This is a genomic window from Isoptericola sp. NPDC055063, assembly GCF_053608125.1.
The window spans coordinates 249,032-269,177 of the sequence record NZ_JBSGUW010000001.1; the positions used below are offsets into that span (position 1 = coordinate 249,032).

At 74.4% G+C, this 20,146-nt stretch carries 18 protein-coding genes; 8 read left to right on the forward strand and 10 right to left on the reverse strand.

The genetic code is table 11. The features are described 5' to 3' along the window. Positions 1–127: 127 nt before the first annotated feature. The gene (locus tag ACWF41_RS01130; protein WP_380317804.1) at positions 128–553 is read right to left on the reverse strand and encodes a hypothetical protein; all 426 of its coding nucleotides are present in this window, start codon (positions 551–553) and stop codon (positions 128–130) included. An 81-nt stretch (positions 554–634) separates the two neighbouring features. Beyond that, a complete protein-coding gene (locus ACWF41_RS01135; protein WP_380317801.1) occupies positions 635–1,393 on the reverse strand; it encodes a MerR family transcriptional regulator in 759 nt (252 codons plus the stop codon). Positions 1,394–1,503: 110 nt separating this feature from the next. On the opposite strand from ACWF41_RS01135, the gene ACWF41_RS01140 reads away from it, so the two are divergent. Continuing rightward, entirely contained in the window at positions 1,504–2,898 is a 1,395-nt protein-coding gene (locus tag ACWF41_RS01140; RefSeq protein WP_380317798.1) for a pyridine nucleotide-disulfide oxidoreductase, read from the forward strand. 7 nt (positions 2,899–2,905) lie between these two features. Here the strand turns inward: ACWF41_RS01140 and ACWF41_RS01145 are convergent, their stop codons facing one another. Further along, positions 2,906–3,784 carry an alpha/beta fold hydrolase gene (locus ACWF41_RS01145; RefSeq protein ID WP_380317795.1) on the reverse strand — a complete coding sequence of 293 codons (879 nt, stop codon included), beginning with the start codon at positions 3,782–3,784 and terminating at the stop codon, positions 2,906–2,908. Positions 3,785–4,028: 244 nt separating this feature from the next. On the opposite strand from ACWF41_RS01145, the gene ACWF41_RS01150 reads away from it, so the two are divergent. Next, complete coding sequence (locus tag ACWF41_RS01150; RefSeq protein ID WP_380317792.1) at positions 4,029–4,742, forward strand: hypothetical protein; 714 nt, start codon at positions 4,029–4,031, stop codon at positions 4,740–4,742. Positions 4,743–4,817: 75 nt separating this feature from the next. Here the strand turns inward: ACWF41_RS01150 and ACWF41_RS01155 are convergent, their stop codons facing one another. The 4 genes from ACWF41_RS01155 to ACWF41_RS01170 form a co-directional block, all read right to left on the reverse strand. Then, on the reverse strand, positions 4,818–5,852 hold the full coding sequence (locus tag ACWF41_RS01155; protein ID WP_380317790.1) for a LacI family DNA-binding transcriptional regulator: 1,035 nt from the start codon (positions 5,850–5,852) through the stop codon (positions 4,818–4,820). Between the two features lie 131 nt (positions 5,853–5,983). Continuing rightward, positions 5,984–6,910: a carbohydrate ABC transporter permease gene (locus ACWF41_RS01160; protein ID WP_380317787.1), complete on the reverse strand. Its 927-nt coding sequence runs from the start codon at positions 6,908–6,910 to the stop codon at positions 5,984–5,986. 1 nt (position 6,911) lies between these two features. After that, complete coding sequence (locus tag ACWF41_RS01165) at positions 6,912–7,886, reverse strand: carbohydrate ABC transporter permease (RefSeq protein ID WP_380317784.1); 975 nt, start codon at positions 7,884–7,886, stop codon at positions 6,912–6,914. 147 nt (positions 7,887–8,033) lie between these two features. Beyond that, positions 8,034–9,356: an ABC transporter substrate-binding protein gene (locus ACWF41_RS01170; RefSeq protein ID WP_380317781.1), complete on the reverse strand. Its 1,323-nt coding sequence runs from the start codon at positions 9,354–9,356 to the stop codon at positions 8,034–8,036. Positions 9,357–9,553: 197 nt separating this feature from the next. Here ACWF41_RS01170 and ACWF41_RS01175 point away from each other — a divergent pair, with 197 nt between their 5' ends. Both ACWF41_RS01175 and ACWF41_RS01180 read left to right on the forward strand, forming a co-directional pair. Further along, positions 9,554–11,662, forward strand: a complete 2,109-nt coding sequence (locus tag ACWF41_RS01175) for a beta-galactosidase (RefSeq protein ID WP_380317778.1) — start codon at positions 9,554–9,556, stop codon at positions 11,660–11,662. Positions 11,663–12,097: 435 nt separating this feature from the next. After that, on the forward strand, positions 12,098–13,393 hold the full coding sequence (locus ACWF41_RS01180; RefSeq protein ID WP_380317775.1) for a glycoside hydrolase family 53 protein: 1,296 nt from the start codon (positions 12,098–12,100) through the stop codon (positions 13,391–13,393). A 61-nt stretch (positions 13,394–13,454) separates the two neighbouring features. Here ACWF41_RS01180 and ACWF41_RS01185 read toward each other — a convergent pair whose 3' ends face one another. Further along, positions 13,455–14,396: a hypothetical protein gene (locus ACWF41_RS01185; protein WP_380317772.1), complete on the reverse strand. Its 942-nt coding sequence runs from the start codon at positions 14,394–14,396 to the stop codon at positions 13,455–13,457. 121 nt (positions 14,397–14,517) lie between these two features. On the opposite strand from ACWF41_RS01185, the gene ACWF41_RS01190 reads away from it, so the two are divergent. Both ACWF41_RS01190 and ACWF41_RS01195 read left to right on the forward strand, forming a co-directional pair. Then, positions 14,518–15,729 (forward strand): MFS transporter, encoded by a 1,212-nt coding sequence (locus tag ACWF41_RS01190; RefSeq protein WP_380317769.1) that lies wholly within the window; start codon positions 14,518–14,520, stop codon positions 15,727–15,729. 9 nt (positions 15,730–15,738) lie between these two features. Beyond that, positions 15,739–16,134 (forward strand): YchJ family protein, encoded by a 396-nt coding sequence (locus tag ACWF41_RS01195; protein ID WP_380317766.1) that lies wholly within the window; start codon positions 15,739–15,741, stop codon positions 16,132–16,134. Positions 16,135–16,209: 75 nt separating this feature from the next. Here the strand turns inward: ACWF41_RS01195 and ACWF41_RS01200 are convergent, their stop codons facing one another. Together ACWF41_RS01200 and ACWF41_RS01205 are read right to left on the reverse strand one after the other, a co-directional pair. Beyond that, positions 16,210–18,291 carry a beta-galactosidase gene (locus tag ACWF41_RS01200; RefSeq protein ID WP_380317764.1) on the reverse strand — a complete coding sequence of 694 codons (2,082 nt, stop codon included), beginning with the start codon at positions 18,289–18,291 and terminating at the stop codon, positions 16,210–16,212. A 50-nt stretch (positions 18,292–18,341) separates the two neighbouring features. Next, positions 18,342–19,247 carry an oxygenase MpaB family protein gene (locus ACWF41_RS01205; protein ID WP_380317761.1) on the reverse strand — a complete coding sequence of 302 codons (906 nt, stop codon included), beginning with the start codon at positions 19,245–19,247 and terminating at the stop codon, positions 18,342–18,344. A 111-nt stretch (positions 19,248–19,358) separates the two neighbouring features. Between ACWF41_RS01205 and ACWF41_RS01210 the strand changes: the two genes are divergently transcribed. Together ACWF41_RS01210 and ACWF41_RS01215 are read left to right on the forward strand one after the other, a co-directional pair. Continuing rightward, on the forward strand, positions 19,359–19,796 hold the full coding sequence (locus ACWF41_RS01210) for a helix-turn-helix domain-containing protein (protein ID WP_380317758.1): 438 nt from the start codon (positions 19,359–19,361) through the stop codon (positions 19,794–19,796). Further along, positions 19,793–20,146: a HepT-like ribonuclease domain-containing protein gene (locus ACWF41_RS01215; protein WP_380317755.1), complete on the forward strand. Its 354-nt coding sequence runs from the start codon at positions 19,793–19,795 to the stop codon at positions 20,144–20,146. The genes ACWF41_RS01210 and ACWF41_RS01215 overlap by 4 nt, the downstream gene beginning before the upstream one ends.

The window sequence follows — 20,146 nt, forward strand, 5'->3', positions numbered from 1 at the left end:
GGGAGGGGGGGGGGTGGGGGGAACCCTTCGTGTTGGTGGGGTGTGGGGTTTCGGGGGGCGGGGGGGGAATGCGGCATGGGGGGCGGGGGGGTGGTTTTTGCTCTTGGCGAGAACGCCCACCCCTCCGCTACGTCGACGTGCCCCGCCAGCCGGGGAGCAGCCGTTCGAGCGCGTCGACGAGGTCGATGGAGCTGCCGTCCTTGCCGCCCGCGCCGAGCACCAGCGGCGGCCGCTCCGGCTCGATCCGCGCGCCCCGCACCCGGTCGACCAGCGTCAGCGGGGCGGTGAGCACGTAGAAGGTGCCGTCGGTCGTGACGCCGGCGGTGCGGTCCTGGCGCAGGTACCAGCCGCGCAGCGACGTGCGCGCCGTCCCGCGGCCGCCGTAGCCCTTGACCTGCAGGTTCTCGGGTTCCAGCCCGCTGTCGGCCGCCGCGCGGACGAACTCCTGCAGCAGCGCCTCGGCCTGCCCGTGCTCGGCGTCCTGCCGCGCGCGCAGGCGCTCCGCCTGCACGCGCGCCGCCTCCGTGCGCTGCGCCGCCCAGTCGTCGCTCACCGGGGCATCCTCCCACCCGCAAAGTTGTCAGGACCACGCGCACGTATACCCGCTCGTGGCCCTGACAACTCGCAGGGTGGGTCAGAGCTCGCGGTCCGCGTAGGCGACGAGGGCGTCGCGCACGAACGTCGCGCCCTCGGTGCCGCCGTAGTTCTTCGCGAACCTGGGGTCGGCCACGTACATCTCGGCCAGCCCGACGACGTACTCCTTCGTCGGGCGCCCCCGCTCGGCGCCGGGCGTGCCCGGGATGCCGCCGAGCCAGGCGGCGTGCCGGGCGGCGAGCGCCTGCGCCTCCTCGGACGTCGGGTCGACGCCGCGGCTCGCCGCCTCGGTCCACGCCGCGGAGAGCTCCTTCGTGCGCGCCTGCCACTCCTTCTGCTTCTCGGCGCCGAGCCCGCGCCACCACGCGTCGCTCGTCGCGTACGCGTCGGCACCCCAGCGCTCGGTCACCTCCTCCTCGTGCTGCGTGTGGTCGAAGCCGTCGAGCATGTCCTCGGCCATGAGCTGTTCTCCCTTCTCGATCGCGGTCACGGTCCGCTCCACGGACGCGATCTGCCTCGACAGGCGGTCCTGCTCGGCGCGCAGCTGGCCGAGGTGGCGACGCAGGGCGCGGGCCTCGTCCGCCTGCTCGTCGAGCACCCGGCCGATGTCGGTCAGGGGCAGGCCGAGATCGCGCAGCAGCAGGATGCGCTGCAGCCGCACGACGGCGGCCGCGTCGTAGTGGCGCAGCCCGCCGGCCCCGGTCCCCGACGGCGGCAGCAGGCCGATCTGGTCGTAGTGCCGCAGGGTGCGGCTGCTGACGCCCGCGAGGCGGGCCACGTCCTGGATGGAGCGGTTCATGCCTCGACCGTAGAGATTGACGTCGCGTCAACCGCAAGAGGTGTGCCGGTGGGCGGAGATCACCCCCGGCGGGCGTTGACCGGCACCCCGCCCGGTGGGTCACTGGAAGCATGGCCCGCTCGGTCGAGACCGACTACCTGGTCGTCGGCGCCGGGGCGGCCGGGATGGCGTTCGTCGACGCGCTGGTCGACCACGACCCGACCGCGCGCACGACGCTCGTCGACCGTCGTACGGCCCCGGGCGGGCACTGGGTCGACGCCTACCCGTTCGTGCGGCTCCACCAGGCGTCGCAGCTGTACGGCGTCGCGTCCACGCTCCTCGGCACCGGCCGCGTGCAGGAGTCCGGGCCGGAGCGCGGGCTGCACGAGCGCGCCACCGGCGCGGAGATCTGCGCCTACTACGCCACGGTGCTCGCGGAGCGGTTGCTGCCGACCGGGCGCGTGGAGCTGCTCGGCGGCCACGAGTACCGCGACGGGCAGGTCCTCGACCTCGCCACCGGCCGGGAGGTCGAGGTCCGGGTGCGCCGCCGAGTCGTGGACGCGCGCTACCTCTCGCCGACGATCCCCGCCCTCACCCCGCCCCCCTTCGCCGTCGACGACGGCGTGCACGTCGTGCCCGCCGGCAGCGTGCCGGACGTCGCCGACGACGCCGCCGCGTTCGTCGTCGTCGGATCGGGCAAGACGGCGACGGACACCGTCGTCTGGCTGCTCGGTCACGGCGTGGACCCGGGCGCGATCCACTGGGTGCGCCCGCGCGAGCCGTGGATGTTCGACCGCGCCGTGATCCAGCCGGACCCGGTGGTCTTCCTCGGCATGGCGGCCACCCTCATGGCCGTGGCCGCCGACGCCACCTCGGCCGACGACCTCTTCCTGCGCCTCGAGGACGCGGGGATCATGACGCGGATCGACCCGACGGTGGTGCCGAGCATGGCGCGCACCCCGACGCTGGGTCGCTGGGAGCTCGACCTGCTGCGGTCGGTGGAGCACGTCGTGCGACAGGGCCACCTGCGCCGGGCCACGCCCGGTCGGCTGGTGCTCGACGACGGCGAGGTCACCGTGCCCCGGGACGCGGTCGTGGTGCACTGCGCGGCGCACGGCCTGCGGCAGCGCCCCGCCGTGCCGATCTGGGGCGAGCACCTCACGCTGCAGCCCGTGCGCGCGGGCTTCCCGCCGTTCTGCGGGGCCCTCGTCGGCTATGTCGAGGCCACCCGCCGCGACCGGCCGGACGCGGAGAAGAACCGGTTGTGCCTGCCGACCCCGTTCTGGAACACCCCGGACGACTGGGCCGCGTTCCAGGGCCGCGGAGCCCGGTCGGCCGCGACGTTCATGGCCGACCCGGACGTCGCCGCGTGGGCCCACTCCGTCCCGCTCAACCCTGCCCGGGTGCCGCCGGAGGCCGCGGGGCGGCCCGAGGTGCGCGCCGCAGTGGCCCGGTACCTCGAGCACGCCCCCGCGGGCATCGCGGGGCTGGAACGGATCGGCCGGGACGCCGGCGTCCGGGTCTGACCGGCGCTCAGCCCGCCAGCACCTCGCGCAGGCGGGCCGCGAACGCCGCCGGGTCGTTGTTCGGCGACCACTCGTTCACGGTGAAGCCGCCGTGGTCGCCGGGGAAGACGACGACGTCCAGGCCGAGCTCCGCGGCCAGTGCCTCGCCGCCTCGACGCGGCATCGTGCCGGGACCCGCCTCGCCGACCGCCGGGACGAGCCGCACGGTGGTGGCGCGCAGCGCGTCGAGGTCCGGCGAGAACCAGGGCAACGACTTCATGTTGCCGTTCAGCAGGAGGTCGTCGCGCGACCCGTCGTCCTCGGTCGGCATGCCGAACATGGCCGGGTCGGGAGCGGGCTGGGAGAAGTAGTCGTCGGTCAGCGGCGCGTCCTGCATGGAGAGCTGGATGAACTTCGCCATCGCCGGCCCGAACCCGTCGCGCTGGTACGTCTCGACGATGTCCTGCGTGGCCCGGCGCTGCAGGTCGCGATCCTCGAGCAGGTCCCAGAGCGGGGGCTCGTGCGCGACGACCGTGGCGAGCTCGTCGGGGTGCCGGGCGATCCACGACAGCACGTTGACGGCGCCGCCGCTGGACGCGAACACGTCGACCGGTCCGTCGCCGACCAGCGCGCGCGCCGCCTGCAGCACCCGGTGGAAGTCGTCGGCGTGGATCTCCACGGAGACCTCGCCGTCGGCGGCGAGCGTGCTGCGCTCGGTGCCGCGCGGGTCGTACGTGATGACGGCGCGGTCGTCGAGCAGATCGGCGAGCTGCTCGAAGCCGGACGCCGCCATCGGCGAGCCGAGCACGAAGACCGGGCGGTTCCCGCCGGGCTGCGCCGGCAGCCGGACGTCGTAGGTGAGGACGGCGCCGGGCACGTCCAGGGTGTGGGTGGTGAGCTCGCTCATGGTGGGGCCTCCGTGGCCGGCTGGTGTGGGTCCATCCTGTGCTGTGGGTCAGACACTGCACCAGCCCGAAAATCATCGACCGTGACCAGGCACGACGCCGCCGCACCGTTCCGGGGCCACGAGGCTGCCCCCAGGCTCGGTCCGTCCACAGATCGCCGTCGTCACCCCTCACGGCCGGCGGCCCGGCGCCAGGCTCGACGTCGGACGCCCGGCCGGGCGGCCCACCCGACCGAAGGAGCCCGCCGTGCCCGTGACGACGCTGCCCCCCACCCCACCCACGCCGGGCCCGACCCCCGGGCCGCACGCCGGGCCGCCCGAATGGGCCGCGTGGCCCGCGGCGCGGTTCACGCCGCCCGACCTCGTCGACCTGAGCACCGCGTGGACCCGCGAGCGGGACCAGGCCACCCGGCCGGGCGCACCGCACGACGACGGCCCGGGCGTCGGCTGCTCCGGCAGGCACGGCCGGCTGCTGGACGACGGCCTCGACGTGCTGCTCCAGCCCGTCCTCGCGCCGAACGCGGCGCCGGGGTACTACCCGTTCGCGGAGCTCGACGCCCGCACCGCGGCCGGCCTCCTCGACCGCCTGGACGAGGAGGAGCTCGCCACGGAACGGCAGAACCTCGGCCCCACGTTGGGCGCGGTGCTCCGAGCGGTCGTGCGGCACCCGGACCGCGTGCGCGCGCAGGGGTACGTCGTGGGCCCGCTGCGCTGCGACGAGCGGATCACCGTGACCGCGGTGCTGCTGCGCGCCGACCGTGCCCTGCGGATCGACCGCCGGCACGAGGACGGGTGCGAGTGCACCGACGTCATGGCGACGCTGGTCGCCCTCGGCGTGGACGACATGCACGCGCCGCCCGACGAGATCACCCCGTGGTGGGGGCCCGGACGTCCCGATCCCTGGTCCGCGGTGGCGGAGGAGGCCGACGGCGACCCCTGGTACCGCGCCTGGTGGGACTGACCGGTGCGCCCGGAGGAACGACCCGTGAGCCCGGACGGACCCGGGAGGATGGCCGCGTCACCGTGCGCGCGGGGCTCAGGCCGACTCGCGCACCACGAGCGAGGTGGGCAGCGTGATCGCAGCGGGCTCCTGGCCGTCGACCACCTCGAGCAGCAGTCGCACCATCTCGGCGCTGATGCGCTCGTACGGCTGGCGCATCGTGGTCAGCGGCGGGTGCAGCTGGGCGGCGACGCCGGAGTCGTCGAATCCGCCGACGGCGACCTCGTCGGGTACGGAACGCCCGGCGGCCTGCAGCGCGACGAGCGCCCCGGCGGCCATGAGGTCGGAGTGCACGAACACGGCGTCGACGTCGGGCCGGCGCTCGAGGAGCTCCGCCATCGCGAGGCGGCCGCTCTCCCGGGAGTAGTCGCCGTGCGCGACGAGCTCGGGGTCGTAGGCGTCACCGAGCACGTCGCGGTAGCCCTCCAGCCGCAGCACGCCGCCCGGGGTGTCCAAGGGGCCGGTGATGGTGGCGATGCGCCGCCGGCCCGAGTCCCACAGGTGCTGCGTCATGGTGCGGCCGCCGGAGCGGTCGTCGGCGGCGACGTAGCCGACCTTCCCCTCGTAGCCGAGCGGGACGCCGCACGCCACGGTGGGGATCTCGTGCCGCAGCAGCTCCCCCATCATCGGGTTGCCCCGGTGGGAGCTGATCAGCAGCACCCCGTCCACGTGGCCGGCCTCCAGGTACTGGGCCACGCGGCGCCGCTCCTCCGGCGTGCCGGCGACGAGCAGCACCATGGGCATCTCCCGCTCGGCGGCGGCGTGGGTGGCGCCGCGCAGCAGCAGGGAGAAGTTGGGGTCCTCGAACAGCAGGTGCTGCTCCTCGGTGAGGAGGAACGCGACCGAGTTGGCCCGCCCCGTCACCAGGGAGCGCGCGTGCGGGTTGGCGCGGTAACCGGTGGTGCGGATCGCCTCCTCCACCGCGGTGCGCGCGTCGGGGGACACCCAGTGCCCGCCGTTGATGACCCGCGAGACGGTGCCGCGCGAGACCCCCGCCACGGCCGCGACGTCGCGGATCGTGGGGCGCTTCGCCCTGCCGTCGTCGGCCCCGTGCCCACCCGTTCCCTCCACGTCGGTGAGTGTATTGACCTGTGTCGACCTCGCCCGCGTCGAACCTGCCCGCATCGAGTCTGGCCGAGCCGAATCTGGCCGAGCCGAGCTCGGCCGAGCCGCGCCGGCCCGCGCCGGCCGAGGACGATCGGTCACGACTTCACCGCGCCGGCGGCGAGGTCCACCTGCCAGAACCGCTGCAGGGCGAAGAACAGCGCCACGAGCGGGAGGATCGACAGCAGCGCGCCCGTGATCACCAGGGTGTACATGGCGGGCTGGCTGGCGCCCTGGTTGAGCAGGCCGGACAGGCCGACGGTGATCGGGAAGAGCTTGTCGTCGCCGAGCATGATGTACGGCAGCATGAAGTTGTTCCAGATCGCGACGAACTGGAACAGGAACACCGTCACCAGGCCGGGCACGAGCATGGGCACCGCCACCTGGAAGAAGGTGCGCGACTCGCTCGCGCCGTCGGTGCGGGCGGCCTCGACCACCTCGTCGGGCACGGCGGCGGCCGCGTAGATCCGGGCCAGGTAGATGCCGTACGGGCTGATGATGCTGGGCAGCAGCACCGACCAGTAGGTGTTGGTGAGGTGGAGCTCGGCCAGCAGCAGGTACTGCGGGATGGCGAGCACGATGGCGGGCACCAGCACCCCGGCCAGCAGCACGTTGAAGACGGCGTTCTTGCCGGCGAAGGAGTATTTCGCGAGGCCGTACCCGGCCATGGCCGACACCAGGGTGGACAGCACGGCCCCCACCCCCGCGTACAGGGCGGTGTTGAGCATCCAGCGCCAGAAGAGGCCGTCGCGGTAGGCGGCGAGGTCGGCGACGTTCTCGGCGAGGTGGGAGGAGGGCGCGAACGTGAAGGTGGAGAACAGCTCGGACCCTGACTTCGTCGAGGCCACCACCACCCACACGACGGGCAGCAGGCAGTACAGGGCGCCCAGCAGCAGCACGGCCGTGGCCACCGGCGAGGGGCGCGCGCCGGCGCCGCGCCAGGTGCGGCGCGTGCTGCCGGAGCGGCGTCGCGCGTCGGGCGCCGCGGGCGTGCCGGCGGACAGCGGGCTGGTCAGCGTCGTCATGTCACTTCTCCTGGCCGAAGGCGCGGGCCTGCACGAGCCGCAGGAAGCCGAACGAGAGCACGAAGGTCGCGGCGGCGATGATCACCGACGTCGCGGCGGCCGAGTACAGGTCGCCGCGCGTGAACGCGTCGCGGTAGACCTTCATCAGCGGGGTCCAGGTGGTCGAGATCGAGTTGCTCAGCGGCCGCAGCGTGGTGGGCTCGGCGAACACCTGGAGCGTCGCGATCATCGAGAAGACGGCGGTCATGATGATCGACGGCGTGACGATCGGGATCTTGATCCGCCACGCCACCGCCACCTGCGACGCGCCGTCGAGCTCGGCGGCCTCGTACAGCTCCGACGGCACCGCCTTGAGCGCCGTGTAGATGACGATCATGTTGAAGCCGGTGCCGCCCCAGACCGCGATGTTCGCGACGGCGAACATCACCAGGTCGCCCTCGAACAGCGAAGGCACGTCCCAGCCGAGCGCGTCGAACAGGTCGTAGAACGGACTGACGCCGGGCAGGTAGAGGAAGCCCCACAGCAGCGACGAGATCACCGCGGGCACCGCGTACGGCAGGAAGATCGACGTCCGCGAGAACGTGCGCGCCCGCGCCCGGCGGGAGTCGAGCAGCAGCGCGAACAGCAGCGCCAGGCCGAGCATCGTGGGCACGACGAGCACGCCGTACAGCGCGACGCGGCCGACGGACGCGAGGAACTCCGGGTCGCCCAGCGCGGACGCGTAGTTGGACAGCCCCGCCCACACCTCGGTGCGCGAGCCGGATCCCAGCCCCAGCCCGCTCACCTTCTCCGTGCGGAACGACAGGTACACGGCGTACCCGATCGGCAGCGCGAGGAAGAGGACGAACAGCACGATCGCCGGCGCGAGGAAACCCCACGGCGCGAGCCGGCGGCGGCCGGACGTGCTCGGGCCGGTGGTGCGGACCGGCGGCGGTGCGGTGCGGCCGCCCGGCGGCGCGACGGTGGACGTGGTCATCTCTGCTTTCCCTCGTGGGTGCGGGACCGGGTGGGTGCGGGACCGGGTGGGTGCGGGACCGGGTGGATGCGGGACCGGGTGGGTACGGGACGGAGCGAACGCGTGGGCCGCCCGGGGTGCTGAGACCGGCCCGGGCGGCCCGCGGCGTCACTCGTCGACGGTGAAGCCCTGGTTCTTCAGGTCGTCGAGCGTGACCTTCTGCATCGCGCCGACGGCGTCGACGAACGCGCCGGCCTTCTTGGCCTTGGTCGCCTTCGCGAACTCGTCGTTGTACGCGGAGTAGGCGACGTTGATGTTCGGCCCGTACGTGAACGGCTGCACGGTCTGCGCCGTCTGCGCCGCGATCCCGTAGAAGTCCGGCTGGTTCGAGAAGAACTCCGGCGGGTCGGTGAGCACGGTGCTGCTCGCGGGGACGTCGGCCGGATAGATCCCGGTCTCGTCGACGAGCGCCTGCACGGCCTCCGGGTCGGTGTTGAGCCACGTGATGAACTCGGCGGCCTGCTCCGGGTGCGTCGACTGCGACGTCACGGCGGTCGCCGAGCCGCCCCAGGCGCCGGTCGCGGGCGAGGCCGCGTCCCACTGGGGCATGGGCGCCATCTTCCACTTCCCGGCCGTGTCGGCGGCGTTGCCCTCGAGGACCCCCGGGGCCCAGATCGCGGACAGCCAGCCCACCTGGGTGCCGTCGTTGAGGCCGGCGTTCCACTCGGGGGTGTACATCGGCTTGTTGTCGATGGCGCCCTCCTCGACCAGGCCGCCCCAGTACTCGGCGACCTTGGTCGTGGCGTCGGAGTCGATGTCCACGGACCAGGCGTCGCCGTCGATCCCGTACCAGGACGCGCCCGCCTGCTGGGTGAGCCCGGCGAACCAGCCGGCGTCGTTCGCGGAGAACGTGCCGAGGTAGGCCTTCGGGTCGGCCTCGTGCACCTTCCGTGCGGCGTCCGCGTACTCGTCCCAGGTGGTGGGGACGTCGATGCCGAGCTTCTCGAAGATGTCGGCCCGGTAGTAGAACTGCATGGGCCCGGAGTCCTGCGGCACCGCGTAGACGGCGTCCGACCCGAGCGTGACGGCGTTCCAGACGCCGTCGGCGAAGTGGTCGGCGACGTCCTCGCCGAGAGAGCCGGAGAGGTCCGCGAGCGCGTCCGAGGACACGAGCTGCGGGATCTTCTGGTACTCGGCCTGCATGATGTCGGGCGCGCCCGAGCCGGCCTTGATCGCGGTGAGCAGCTTGGTGACCGCCGGGTCCCCGCCGTCCTGCTTGTTCACCGTGACGGTGATGTCGGGGTGGTCGGCGTTCCAGAGGTCGACGACCTTCTCCATGTTGGGGGTCCACGTCCAGAACGTGAGCTCGACGGGACCCGTGGCCGACGCGCCGTCCGAGCCGGCGTCGTCACCGCCGCCGGAGCAGGCGGACGCGACCAGCGCGGTGGCAGCGGCGAGGGCCGCGATCCGGGTGCCTGTGGACAGGCGCATGACTCCTCCTCGTCAAGGACCATCGCACCGCCGCGTCGGGCAGGAGACCGGGCGACTCACGACAGTGTGGCTGTGCACGGTCACAGTAGCCGGACGCCGTGAGCGATTGTCAACTTCGGGTTTCGTGGTGTTACCTAGTCGTTGCGCGGCCACGACGCCTGTGACCGCGCACAGCATCGACGCGAGGAGCGCCACCCATGCCCGACGCCACGCCCCACGGCGCCCCGTCCTTCGAGGCCACGGTCTCCGACGCGGCCACCGGGGCCCGGCCCGCCCCCTTCCGCCCCGGCCCCGACTTCGAGGGCTGGCTGCCCGGGGTCGACGAGATCTGCTACGGCGGCGACTACAACCCCGAGCAGTGGCCGGAGGAGACGTGGGCGCAGGACGTCGACCTCATGCGGCAGGCGGGCGTCAACCTGGTGAGCGTCGGCATCTGGAGCTGGGCCCTGCTCGAGCCGCGGGAGGGCGAGCTCGACCTCGGCTGGCTCGACCGGCTGCTCGACCTGCTGCACGCGAACGGCATCCGCGTCGACCTCGGCACGCCCACCGCGTCGCCGCCCTCGTGGTTCTTCCGCACCTACCCGGACTCGCGCGTCGTGACGCGCGAGGGCACCGTGCTGGAGTTCGGCTCCCGCGGCGCCGCCGCGCCGTCCTCCCCCGCGTACCGCCGCGCCGCCACCCGCATCGCGGGCGCGCTCGCCGAGCGCTACGGGCGGCACCCCGCCGTCGTGCTGTGGCACGTGCACAACGAGTACGGCGCACCGGTCTCCGACGACTACTCCGACCACGCCCAGCGCGCCTGGCGCCTGTGGCTGCGGGCCCGGTACGGCACCCTCGACGCGCTCAACGCGGCCTGGGGCACCCGGTTCTGGGGCCAGGTCTACGGCGAGTGGGAGCACGTCGTCGCGCCGTCGGCCACGCCCACCGTGGCCAACCCGGCCATGCGCCTCGACTACGCCCGCTTCACCGACGCGATGCTGCGCGAGTGCTTCGTGGCCGAGCGCGACGCGATCCGCTCCCACTCCGACGTGCCGATCACCACCAACTTCATGGCGACGGCCTGCCCGTCGACCGACCTGTGGGCGTGGGCGCGCGAGGTCGACGTCGTCTCCGACGACCACTACCTCACCGCCGCCGACCCCCGCGGCCACGTGGGCCTGGCGATGGCCGCCGACCTCACGCGGTCGGTCGCCGGCGGCAAGCCGTGGCTCCTGCTGGAGCACTCCAGCTCGGCCGTGAACTGGCAGCCCCGCAACGTGGCCAAGCGCCCCGGCGAGGAGCGCCGCAACGCCCTGTCGCACCTGGGCCGCGGCGCGGACGGGATCCTGTTCTTCCAGTGGCGAGCCTCGCGCAGCGGCGCGGAGAAGTTCCACTCGGCGATGCTCCCCCACGCCGGCACGGGCAGCCGCGTGTTCCGCGAGGTGTGCGAGCTCGGGGCCGAGCTCGGCCGCCTCGGCGAGGTGCAGGGCTCGCGCGTGCGGGCCGACGTCGCGCTGCTGTGGGACTACGAGTCCCACTGGGCGCAGGACCTCGAATGGCGGCCCAGCGTGGACGCGTCGCACCGCGAGCGCACCGAGGCGTTCTACGACCGGCTGTGGCGCGACGGCCTCACGGTCGACATGGCGCACCCGGAGCAGGACCTGTCCGGCTACCGCCTCGTCGTCGCGCCGGCGTCGTACCTGCTCACGGCGGCCGCGGCCGACAACCTCACGCGGTACGTCGAGGGCGGCGGCACCCTGCTGGTCAGCTACTTCAGCGCCGTCGTCGACGAGCACGACCGCGTGCACGAGGGCGGGTACGGCGCGCCGCTGCGCCGCGCGCTGGGGCTCACGGTCGAGGAGTTCCTGCCGCTGCGCGAGGGCGAGTCGCTGGGCGTCGTCGGGCTGTCCGACGGCACGCTGACGGGCGATGTGTGGGCCGACGACCTCTCGCTCGACGGCGCGCAGGTCGTCGCCACGTACGACGGCGGCCCGCGGCCCGGCGCCGCGGCGGTCACCCGGAACGCCCTCGGCGCGGGCACCGGCTGGTACGTCTCGACGCGGCTGGACGTCGACGGGCTGGCGCCCCTCATGGCGCGCGTGTACGACGACGCCGGGATCGCGCCGGCCGGCCTGCCGGCCGAGCTCGAGGTCGTGCGACGGCACGGGGCGGACGCCGTCTTCACGGTCGCGATCAACCACGCCGACGCCGACGCCAAGCTGCCCGACGTCGCGACCGGTAGCCACGACCTGCTCACGGGCGAGGACGTCGCCGGCACCGTCGTCGTGCCCGCCGGCGGGGCCCGCGTGCTGCGCACCCCGCTCTGACCCGCGAGTTGTCAGGGCCACACGCACTTTCTTGTGCCCCTGGTCCTGACAACTCACCACCGCAAGGAGTTGTCAGGGCCAGGAGCACGAATACGTGGCCGTGGTCCTGACAGCTCGCCCGACGCGAAAGGACGATGATGTCGCACCGCACCCGCACGATCACCACGAGCCTGCTGGCCGCCGCCCTGGCGGCCGCCCTCGCCGCACCCGCGGGAGCCGCGCCCGGCGGCCGGTCCGCCGTCGAGCCGGAGAACGCGGGGGTTCGACGCCGGCCTGGACGGCTGGTCCGTCACCGGCGACGCCGCCGCCGCGAAGGCGGAGGCCGGGGGCCGCACCGGCGACCGGCTGACGCACTGGTCGGACGCGCCGTACGAGGTCACGACGTCGCAGCGCCTCGGCCGCGTCGACAACGGCTGGTGGACGGCGAGCGCCTGGGTGAAGTCCGGCGGGCTGGACACCTCGACGCTGTCCCTGACCTGCACGGACGGCACGTCCGGCACCACCACGCTGCCGCAGACGCTCCAGGACGACGCGTGGGTGCGCGTCGCCGTCTCCGCGAAGAGCCGCGGCGGCGACTGCACGCTCGCGGTCGCGACGTCGGACGGCGCGGGCGGCGCGTGGGCGAGCGTCGACGACGTCACCGTCGAGCGCGGCCGGGTGACCCACGACGTGCGCGGCGGCGACCTCTCCGGCCTGGCGAAGAACGAGGACCACGGCGCCACGTACGCCGACGTCGACGGCACGCCCGGCGACGCGGTGGAGATCCTCGCCGACCACGGCATGAACCTCGGCCGCCTCAAGGTGTGGGTGGACCCGGCCGACGGCTACAACGAGGTGATGCACGTCGTCGCCACCGCGAAGCGCGTCCAGGCCGCGGGCATGGACGTCATGATCGACTTCCACTACTCCGACCGGTGGACCGATCCCGGCCAGCAGGGCGTGCCGGCCGCGTGGGCGGGGTCGAGCATCACCGACATGACCGACCGGCTCGCCGCGCACACCCGCGACGTGATGACTGCCCTCGTCGACGCGGGCGTCGACGTCGCGTACGCGCAGGTGGGCAACGAGATCAACCCCGGCATGCTGTGGCCGTACGGCCAGACGTGGGACGTCGACCCCGACGACGGCGTCGCCGGGGCGCAGTGGGACGCCCTCGCCGGGTTCCTCACCGCCGGGCACGACGCGGTGAAGGCCGTCTCGCCGTCGACGCGGACGATCCTGCACCTGACCAACATCAACAACGGCATCGGCGGGCTCACCTGGTGGTTCGACGAGGCCGTCGCCCGTGACGTCCCGTTCGACGTCGTCGGGCTGAGCTACTACGGCTACTGGCACGGCTCGCTCGCCGACCTGCAGGGCGCCGTCAGCACCCTGTCCGCCCGCTACGACCGCGACGTCATGGTGGTCGAGACCGCGTACCCGTTCACGCTCGACGACGACGCTCCGGCCTGGCAGAACGTCATCTCCTCTCCCGACCAGCTCGTGGCCGGGTACCCCGCGACGCCGCAGGGCCAGGCGGCGGCGTTCCGCGCCGTGCAGGACACGGTCTCCGCCGCCCCCGGCGGCCGCGGCCTCGGCGCCGTCTACTGGGAGCCGGCCTGGACGTCCGTCGAGGGCAACGGCTGGGACCCCGCCGACCCGGCCTCCGGCAACGCGTGGGAGAACCAGGCGATGTTCGACCACGACGGGCGGCTGCTCGCGCCCGTCGCGGCCACCCTCGCCGCCGACTGACCGGAGATCACGCGAGCTGTCAGGGTGAGCGCGCGGCATGCCCCGCGCTCACCCTGACAGGTCAGAGATCGTGCAGGCGGGCGGCGGCCTCGTCGCGGCGGCGGGTGGCGTCGGCGAGGGTGCGCTCGGCGCGCTGGCGGGCGACGACGGCGCCGCGCAGCTCTGCGTCGACGGCGGCGGCCTCCTCCTCCAGCTCGGCGAGACGACGGCGGACGGCGTCGCGCTCGGCGTCGGTGCGGTGGGCCACGGCCTCGATGCGCCCCACCTCCGCGGCGGCGGTGCTGCCGGCGTCGCGGGCGGCGGCGACGTCGTCCTCGGCGTCGGCGAGCTCCTGCTGGGCCTGTTCGCGCGCCTCGCGGCGGGCGGCGTCGTCGGCCGCGTCCGCCGTCGTGCGGCCGCGCTTCCTCGCGGCTCCGGGCAGGTCGGGCACGACGTGCAGGTGCCGCGCCGGGGCGTCGTCGTCGACGGGCGCGATGCCGAGCGCGTCGGGGACGGCGACGGCGGAGGCGACGTCGGCGCGCCCGATGCCGGTGGCCTGGAGGGGGCCCACCAACAGGCCGCTGCGCACCGCGCGTCCGGCGTCCGGGTCGATCATCGCGGCGGTGAGCGTGGACTCGACCTGGGCGAGGACCGCGCCGGACACCGCCGTGCCAGCCTCGACGGCGAGCGCGCGCGCCCGGGCGGCGACGGCCGCGACGAGCTGCCGCCGCTGCCGGGTGAGCTCGCGCAGGCGGGGGCCGTCGAGGTCGTCCTGCGCTGCGCGGAACGCCGCGCCGAGCTCGACGACCTGCTCCACCTGCTCGGCGTCCGCGCGCGCCAGGAGGTTCACCACCCACGCCGCCGTCGACGGCTTGCGCAGCCGCTTCACCCGGTCCGCCGCCTCGTCCTCGCCGTCGGCGCGCAGGGCGGCCGCGCGCGCGTCGCGCGCGGGGACGAAGTCGCCCGGCTCGAGCGCGTAGAGCGCCCCGGCGGCGTCCGTCAGCACCTCGGGAAGCGTGGGCACCCTCCGAGAATCGGGAACCCCACGACCTGCCGCAACCCCACCGGCGTGAGCTGTCAGGGCGAGGAGCACGTTCCGATGCACCTGGCCCTGACAACTCGCGCCTAGGATCGTTTCGATCCCCATGACAGAGAACCTTCCCCCCGCGCAGGCGTCCGCCATCACGCCTCCCGTCGACGAGCGTCGCGCCACGATCATCCTGGTCGCGATGGCGCTGTCGACGTTCCTGTTCGTCACCGTCGAGTCGCTGCCGTCCGGCCTGCTCACGCTCATGGCCCCCGACCTGGGCCGCTCGACCTCCGAGATCGGCCTCCTCGTCACCGGGTACGCCCTGGTGGTGCTGATCACGACCGTGCCGCTGGCGCACTGGGCGCGGCGGGTCCCGCGCCGCTGGGTGCTGTCCGCGTGCGCGGGCGTCGCGTCCGTCGCGACGCTGTGGGCGGCGCTCGCCCCCAGCTACGAGCAGCTCCTGGTGGCGCGGCTCGTGACGGCGACGGCGCAGGCGCTGTTCTGGGTGGCGGTGGTGCCGGCGACGACGGGACTGTTCCGGCCGGTCGTGCGCGGCAAGGTGATGGCCCGCCTGGCGCTGGGCAACTCGCTGGCGCCGGTGCTCGGCGTGCCCGCGGGCACCTGGCTCGGCGAGAACACGTCGTGGCGGTGGACGTTCGCGGCCGTCGCGGCGCTGTCGCTGGTCGTGACGTTCGTCGTCCTCGCGCTGTTCCCCACGCTCGCCCCGGCCGAGGGCGGCGCCAGCCGTTCGCCGCACCCGAGCGCGCGCCGGTTCGGGTTCCAGATGGTTACGACGGGGCTGGTGCTGACCGGCGCGTTCGGCGTCATCACGTTCGTCACGCAGTACTTCATCGACGTCACCGGCTTCGTGCAGGCCGACATGCCGCGCCTGCTCCTGCTGCAGGGCGCGGCCGGCGTGGTGGGCGCGATCATCGTCGGGCGGTTCATCGACGCGCGGCCCGTGGCGGTGCTGCTCGTGGCGCTCGCCGTGCTGACGGTCGCGCTGGTGTCGCTGTGGGCGTTCGGCGAGCAGCCCGTGGCCGCGGTCGCGTCGCTGGCGCTGTTCGGCCTGTCGTTCTCGTGCGTGCCGCCCGCGCTGTCGCACCGCGTGATGCTGGTGTCCCCCGGCTCCACCAACATGGGGGTGGCGATCTCGTCGTCCATGTTCAACGTGGGCATCGCGGCCGGCTCCGGCCTGGGCGCGGCGCTCGTCGCGGCCGTGGACGTGCGCGTCGTGCCGCTCGCGAGCGCCGTCGTCGTCGCGCTCGCCCTGCTCGTCGCGCTCGCCGAGGAACGCTTCAACCCGCGCCTGCCCGGCGCGCACTGAGGAGGTCCCGTGCACGACGACGACCGCTGCCCCTGCGGCTCCGGCGACACCTACGGCGCGTGCTGCGGCCCGCTGCACCGCGGCGAGCGCCCCGCCCCCACCGCGGAGGCGCTGATGCGCTCGCGGTACAGCGCGTTCGCCGTCGGCGACGCCGCGTACCTGCGCGCCACGTGGCACCCGCGCACCCGGCCGTCGTCGCTGGAGCTCGACGACGACCAGGAGTGGCGGCGCCTGGTGGTGCTCGCCACCCACGCGGGCGGGCCGTTCGACGACGGCGGCGAGGTCGAGTTCGTCGCCCAGTACCGGTCCGCCGCCACCGGCGCGCGCGGCCGCCTGCACGAGGTGAGCCGCTTCGTCCGCGAGGGCGGGCGCTGGTCCTACGTCGACGGCGACGTCGGGGCCTGACCCGCCCGCCCGGTCACGACGTCCGCGCCACGAGCCGGTCCTGCACGTCCGGCACGGCGTCCAGGACGACAGCGGTCAGGTCGCTGCCAGGACCACCACGTCGTCGGGCGCGAGCGGCAGGGTGGCCCCGGCGCCGGGCGTGTCGGCGGGGCCGGCCACGAGCTCGTGCCGGGCGCCGGTGAGCAGGTCGACGAGGGTGGTCGCGTCGCGCACGTGCTCCGGGCCGGCGGCGAGCGCCGCGGCGAGGTCGAGCTCCGCGGAGCGGGCCGCGCGGTTGATCGCGACCAGGGTGCCGCCCCGCCACACCGTCTCGACGTCGGGCTCCTGGCCCCCGTACGGGACGCCGGCGGCGTCGAGCGCCGCCCGCAGCACGGTGTCGAGGCCGCCGTGCTCGCCGGTGAGGTCCGCCCCGACGTACCAGGCCCCGCCCGCGCCGTGGGCGTGCTGCGCGACGGCGACGCTCCCGGCCAGCGGACCGTCGTCGTAGGTGGCGAGCACGGCGGCGCCGTCGGAGCGGGTGCGCTCGCCGAGCACCGCGGCGGTGCCGCGCAGGCCGCCGAAGCGCTCCTCGGACCACGCGACGGCGCTGCCGCCGTCGGGCAGCGGCACCCACTCCTCAGCCGAGACGCCGAGCACGTGCCGCAGCGGCGCGGGCGTCCGCCCGGCGTGCAGGTGGCCGAGACCGTCCGCGATCCCGCCGAAAGGCCCCCACACGAGGTGGCCGCCCGCTGTGACGTAGGCGTCGAGCCGGTCCGCGGCGTCCTGCTCCAGCACCGCGAGCGCCGGCGCGAGCACCACGTCGTAGTCCTCCAGCGGGTCGCCGGGCGCGACGACGTCCGCGACCACCCCGAGCCGCCACAGCGCGCGGTGCCACGCCTGCAGGGTGGCGAGCGGGTCGAGCCGCGCGGTCGGCAGTGCGACCTGCGTGGCCGCCCACCACGACGGCCAGTCCCACAGGAGCGCGACCCGGCGGTGGACGGGCTGCCCGGCGAGGCTGCGCAGCGCGCGCAGCTCGGCGCCGAGGCGCCGCACGCCGTCGTGCACCGCGGTGTCCGGCCCGGCGAGGGGCAGCATCGCCGAGTGGAAGCGCTCGGGGCCGGAGCGCGCCTGGCGCCACTGGAAGAACAGGGCGCCGTCGCAGCCGTGCGCGGCCGCCTGCAGCACCTCGGCCCGGAGCCGGGCGGGCGACTTCGTGAGGTTGTGCTCGCGCCAGCTCACGGCACTCGCCGCCTGCTCCATGCGCAGCCACGGTGCCCCGCCCGCGAGGCCGCGGGCCAGGTGGTTGACGAGCGCCGCGTCGGCCGGGGCGTCGGGCGACGCCGGGTCGGGGTACGCGTCGTCGGCGATCACGTCGAGGTCGCCGCGCCAGGCGTGCGGGTCGACGCCGCCGAAGAAGCCCATGAGGTTGGTCGTCACGGGGCGGTCCGGGTCGTGCCGCCGCACCGCCGCCTTCTGCTCGCGGTAGAGGTCGAGCAGCAGGTCGGAGGAGAAGCGGCGGAAGTCGAGCTCCTGCGACGGGTTGCGGTGGTACGGCGCGACCCGCGGCGGCAGGACCTCGGCCCAGTCGCCGTACTCCTGCGACCAGACGGTGGTGGCCCAGGCCGCGTTGAGCGCGTCGAGCGTGCCGTACCGGGCGCGCAGCCAGTCGCGGAACCGGTCGGCGCAGCGGTCGCAGAAGCAGACCTGGCCGTACTCGTTGCCCGCGTGCCACATCCGGACGGCGGGGTGCCCGGCGTAGCGGGCGGCCACCTGCTCGGCGATCGCGGTCGCCGCGGACCGGTAGGCGTCGGACGACGGGCAGAACTGGTTGCGCGACCCGTAGCTCAGCACGGTGCCGTCGGCCGTCGTCGGGAGCGACTCCGGGTGCCGGAGGCCCAGCCACGGCGGCGGCGACGCGACCGGGGTGGCGAGGTCGACGGCGATGCCGGCGTCGCGCAGGAGGTCGAGCACCTCGTCCAGCCAGCCGAAGCGGTACTCCCCCGGCCGCGGCTCGAGGTGCGACCAGCTGAAGACCCCGACGGTGACGAGGTTGACCCCCGCCTGCCGCATCAGCGCGACGTCCTCCCGCCACACCGCGGGGTCCCACTGCTCCGGGTTGTAGTCGCCTCCGTACAGCAGCCCCAGCTCGTCCGTGAGCCGTGCGAGGCCTGTCGTCATACCTGTTCCCCCGAAGTGTCGAAGCGCTTCGATCCAGCCTATCCGTCGCGTCAGCCGGGCGCGGTCGCCGGGAGGCCCGCCCGCGGGTAGGCGCGGGTCCGCTCGGAGGTGCCCATCCCCCACCGCACCGCACGGGTGGCGAGCGAGCCCGCCGGCCCGCCGAGGGCGCGCCGGAACCAGGAGTCGACGCCGAGCTCGTCGCGCACCCAGCCGGGCAGGGTCGAGACCGCGCCCGCCGCCAGCAGCGCATACGGCGGCCGCGCGGCGCGCGGCAGGGGCGGCTCGCTCAGCAGGAACCGCACCGTGTCCACCGCGGCGGGCGACGCCTCCAGCTCCGGTCGGTACGCCTCGATGGTCGCGCGCAGGTCGGCCACCGTCTCCGGCACGACGACGGCGCCCAGCGCCCGCGCGACCCGCGCCGCCTGCGCCACGTACTCGTCGGCTTCACTGCCGGTGAGCGGCCGCTCCCCGAAGCGCTGGTGCGCGGTGAGGAACGAGTCCGCCTCCGCGGCGTGCACCCAGGTCAGCAGGTGCGGGTCGCCCGCGCGGTACGGGCGGCCGTCGGGCGCCTTGCCCCGCACCCGGTCGTGCACCGACCGGATCCTGTCGATCGTCGACTGCGCGTCGTCGGCCGTGCCGAACGTCGTGGTCGCGATGAACGTGGCCGTCCGCTCCAGCCGTCCCCACGGGTCGCCGCGGTAGCCCGAGTGGCCCGCCACGCCCGCCATCGCCAGCGGGTGCAGCGACTGCAGCAGCAGCGCCCGTAGCCCGCCCACGAACATCGACGCGTCCGCGTGCACCCTCCCGATCGGGCTGTCCGGCGCGAACCACCGCGGCCCCGGCGTCAGGTGGATCCGGTCGCGCGACGCATGCGCGTCGTCGCCCGCGACCTTCTGGAACAGAGCCTCACCCAGCCGCAGCCGTAGCCGCTCCACCGGGTTCGCCGTCGTCGCCATCACGTCAGTATCGCGCCGCCCGTGTCGGGCCACGCCGGCAGGGTCGCCGCACGACGACGTCGAGCCGTGGCATCTCCGCCCCGGCCGGCATATCACTGATAACTTGTGGACATGACGAACCTCCGCGCCGAACGAGAGCGGGCCGGGCTCACGCAGGCACGCCTGGCGGAGCTCGCCGGCATCGCGCCGTCCAACCTGTCTGCGTACGAGTCCGGCAAACGGCCGGTGTCCCCGGCGATGATCGAGCGCATTCGCGGCGCGATGGTCCGACCGTCCGACCGGCTTCGCGAGAAGCGAGACGAGGTGCTGACGATCATCAGCCGCAACGGCGGCGTGAACCCGCGGGTGTTCGGCTCGGTGGCGCGCGGCGACGACACCCCCGCGAGCGACATCGACCTCCTCGTCGACGTCGACCCTCGGAACGCCTGGCGCTTCGTGTCCACCCCGCGGGAGTTGTCCGAGCTGCTCGGCGTCCACGTCGACGTCGTCACCGAGCGCGGCCTGCGCGCCAAGCACCAGGACGTCCTCGCCGAGGCCGTCCCCCTGTGAACGCCCGCACACGACGGTGGCTGGGCGACCTCGTCGACCATGCCGCCACGGTGGAGCGCCTGGTCGACCGCGGCAAGGACGCCTACGACGCCGACGAGATGCTGCGCTACGCCGCCGAGGACCTCCTCATCCGGCTCGGCGAGTGCGTGAGCCGCATCGACCGCGACGACCGCGCGTTCGTCGACGCCCACCCCGACCTCGAGCTGCGCCGGATCAAGGACGCGCGCAACGTCATCGCGCACGGGTACGACGTCGTCGACACCGAGCTGCTGTGGGCGATCCTGTCCGTCAACATCCCGGAGGTCGCGCGACGCGTGGCCGACCTCCTCGCCCAAGAGCCCAGCCGCTGA